The following is a 3,192-nucleotide window of genomic DNA, read 5'->3' as shown; positions in this document are numbered from 1 at the left end:
CGCGATGGGCACCCACGTGTGTCTGCGCGCCGTCCGGGGCGATGAGATCTGGAGACTGTTCGACGACGAGGGGATCAACCGCCTCGCCGGCGCCCCGGCGGTGTTGAGCACGATCGCCGACGACCCGGCGGCCCGGCCGGTGACGGGGATCCGCATGGTCACCGCCGGCGCCCCGCCCTCGCCCACGATCCTGCGACGCTTCGAGGACCTGGGCATCGACGTGACGCAGGTGTACGGGCTCACCGAGACCTACGGGCCGTTCACGGTGTGTACGCCCCAGCCCGACTGGGCGGACCTGGACCCGGACGAGCGAGCGGGCCTCAAGTCCCGTCAGGGCGTGGCCATGATCCACGCCGACACGGTCCGGGTGGTCGAGCGGACCAGCCCCGGCGAGAAGCACCTCGTCGACGTCCCGGCCGACGGCGTGACGATGGGCGAGGTCGTCATGACGGGCAACGGCGTGATGAAGGGGTACTTCGCCGACCCCGAGGCCACGGCGACCGCGTTCGCCGGGGGTTGGTTCCACTCGGGCGACCTCGGCGTGATGCACCCGGACGGGTACGTGCAGCTGCTCGACCGCGCCAAGGACGTGGTGGTCTCCGGCGGCGAGAACATCTCCACGATCGAGGTCGAACAGGCGATCGCGGCGCACCCCGACGTGGTGGACTGCGCCGTGGTCTCGATGCCCGACGAGAAGTGGGGTGAGCGTCCGAAGGCGTACGTCGTGGTGAAACCCGGTTCCGACCTCGACGAGGACGGTGTGATCGATCACTGCCGGACCAGGATCGCCCGGTACAAGGTGCCCGGTGCGGTGGAGCTCACCGAGGCCCTGCCGCGCACCTCGACCGGCAAGGTCCGCAAAAACGAACTCCGCGACGCCGCGTGGTCGGGGTGGGACAAGCGCATCAACTGACGGCCCCGCTCCTGCAGGGTGGGCCCGGGTGACGTTATTGTTGTCCCCAGGACCACAATCCGGTGCGCCCGGCCAGTTCGGATCGCACCCAGCCCCGACTCGCAGGAGGTCGACGCAGGCCCATGACGAACATCGTCGTACTGATCAAGCAGGTTCCGGACACCTACTCGGAGCGCAAGCTCTCCGATGGGGACTTCACCCTGGACCGCGAGGCCGCGGACGCGGTCCTCGATGAGATCAATGAGAAGGCCGTTGAGCAGGCTCTCCAGATCAAGGAGGCCGAGGGGGGCGAGGTGACCGTCCTGACCGCCGGTCCCGACCGCGCCACCGAGGCGATCCGCAAGGCCCTGTCGATGGGGGCCGACAAGGCCGTCCACCTCAACGACGAGGCGCTCCACGGCTCGGACGTCGTCCAGACCGCGTGGGCCATCGCCAACGTGCTGGGCACGATCGAGGGCACCGAGCTGGTCATCTGTGGCAACGAGGCCACCGACGGCCGCATGGGCAGCGTCCCGGCCATCATCGCCGAGTACCTGGGCCTGCCGCAGGTCACCCACATGCGCACCCTCGAGGTCTCCGGCGGGACCATCAAGGGTGAGCGGGAGACCGACGAGGGCATCTTCGAGATCGAGGCGTCGCTGCCCTGCGTCGTGTCGGTCGGAGAGAAGATCAACGAGCCGCGGTTCCCCTCCTTCAAGGGCATCATGGCCGCCAAGAAGAAGCCGGTCGAGGTCCTGACGCTGGCCGACACCAACGTCGAGGCCGGCCAGGTGGGCAAGGACAACGCGGCGACCACCGTCACGTCGTCGGTCCCCAAGCCGCCGCGCAGCGCCGGTGAGAAGTTCACCGACGAGGGCGAGGGCGGCAACGAGGTCGCCAAGTACCTCGTCGCGCAGAAGCTCATCTGATCGCGCTCACCCCGACCGACTCCCACCAGTCTTTTTCAAGGAGAATCCACCATGGCTGAAGTCCTCGTCGCGGTCGAGCACGTCGACGGCGAACTCAAGAAGGTCACCCTCGAACTGCTGACCGCCGCACGCGCGCTCGGTGAGCCGTCCGCCGTCGTGTTCGGTGAGACCGGCACCGCCGCAGCGCTCACCGACGCCCTCAAGGAGGCCGGCGCGGAGAAGATCTACGTGGCCGAGGGCGACGCGGTCCAGAACTACCTCGTCACGCCCAAGGTCGACGTCCTCGCCGGGCTCGCCGAGCAGGGCGCGGCGGCGATCGTCCTGGCCGCCACGTTCGAGGGCAAGGAGGTGGCGGGTCGCCTCGCGGCCCGTACCGGTTCCGGCACCCTGTGTGACGTCGTCGAGATCAAGTCCGACGGGTCCGCGGTCCACTCGATCTTCGGTGGCGCGTTCACCGTCGAGGCGACCGTCGCCGGCGACACGCCCATCTACACCCTGCGCCCGGGCGCCGTCGAGGCGTCGCCGTCCGCCGGGGCCGGTGAGGTCGTCGAGGTCGACGTCCCCGAGCCCGAGAACGCCGCCAGGGTCATCTCCCGCAACCCGATCGTCGGTGGCGACCGTCCCGAGCTCACCGAGGCGACCGTCGTCGTCGCCGGTGGTCGTGGCGTGGGTTCGGCGGAGAAGTTCGAAGAGGTCGTCGAGCCGTTGGCCGACTCGCTCAAGGGTGCGGTCGGTGCCTCGCGCGCCGCCGTCGACTCGGGGTACTACCCGGGTCAGTTCCAGGTGGGTCAGACCGGCAAGACCGTGTCGCCGCAGCTGTACATCGCCCTGGGGATCTCGGGCGCCATCCAGCACCGCGCCGGGATGCAGACGTCCAAGACGATCGTCGCCGTGAACAAGGACGAGGAGGCCCCGATCTTCGAGATCGCGGACTACGGCGTCGTCGGCGATCTGTTCAACGTCGCCCCGCAGCTCACCGAGGCCATCAACGCCCGTAAGTGAGTTCGGCGCGACAGCGCCCGGCAGTACCGACCGGACCCCGGCACCCCTGCGGTGCCGGGGTCCGGCGCGTTCGGGCGTATTCTTGCCGACGTCATGCTCACGATCCGCACCGCGCACTATCTCGACCACGCCGCGACCACCCCGATGCGCCCGTCGGCCCTGGCCGCCTATGCCGAGGCGGCCGCCACCGTCGGTAACGCCTCGTCCCTCCACGGAGCCGGCCGCCGCGCCCGTCGCCGGGTGGAGGAGGCCCGCGAGTCACTCGCCGCGCATCTCGGGTGCAGGCCCTCCGAGGTCGTGTTCACCTCGGGCGGGACCGAGTCCGACAACCTCGCGGTGCTGGGCCAGGCGGCCGCCTCGGGCGGTGAC

General features: G+C 69.9%; 4 protein-coding genes. All 4 read left to right on the top strand.

Annotation, left to right across the window (positions count from 1 at the left end):
* On the top strand, positions 1-913 hold a 913-nt coding region (locus G6022_RS16130; protein WP_182692008.1), incomplete at its 5' end, for an AMP-binding protein.
* Positions 914-1,035: 122 nt separating this feature from the next.
* Positions 1,036-1,821: an electron transfer flavoprotein subunit beta/FixA family protein gene (locus G6022_RS16125; RefSeq protein WP_179525538.1), complete on the top strand. Its 786-nt coding sequence runs from the start codon at positions 1,036-1,038 to the stop codon at positions 1,819-1,821.
* Positions 1,822-1,872: 51 nt separating this feature from the next.
* A complete protein-coding gene (locus G6022_RS16120; protein WP_179525537.1) occupies positions 1,873-2,823 on the top strand; it encodes an electron transfer flavoprotein subunit alpha/FixB family protein in 951 nt (316 codons plus the stop codon).
* 102 nt (positions 2,824-2,925) lie between these two features.
* On the top strand, positions 2,926-3,192 hold a 267-nt coding region (locus tag G6022_RS16115; RefSeq protein WP_347238198.1), incomplete at its 3' end, for an aminotransferase class V-fold PLP-dependent enzyme.

Source organism: Dietzia sp. Cai40 (genome assembly GCF_014145165.1).
Taxonomy (GTDB): Bacteria; Actinomycetota; Actinomycetes; order Mycobacteriales; family Mycobacteriaceae; genus Dietzia; species Dietzia natronolimnaea.
Note: the sequence above shows the minus strand (reverse complement) of the source record. Positions and strands in the feature narration are given on the sequence as shown.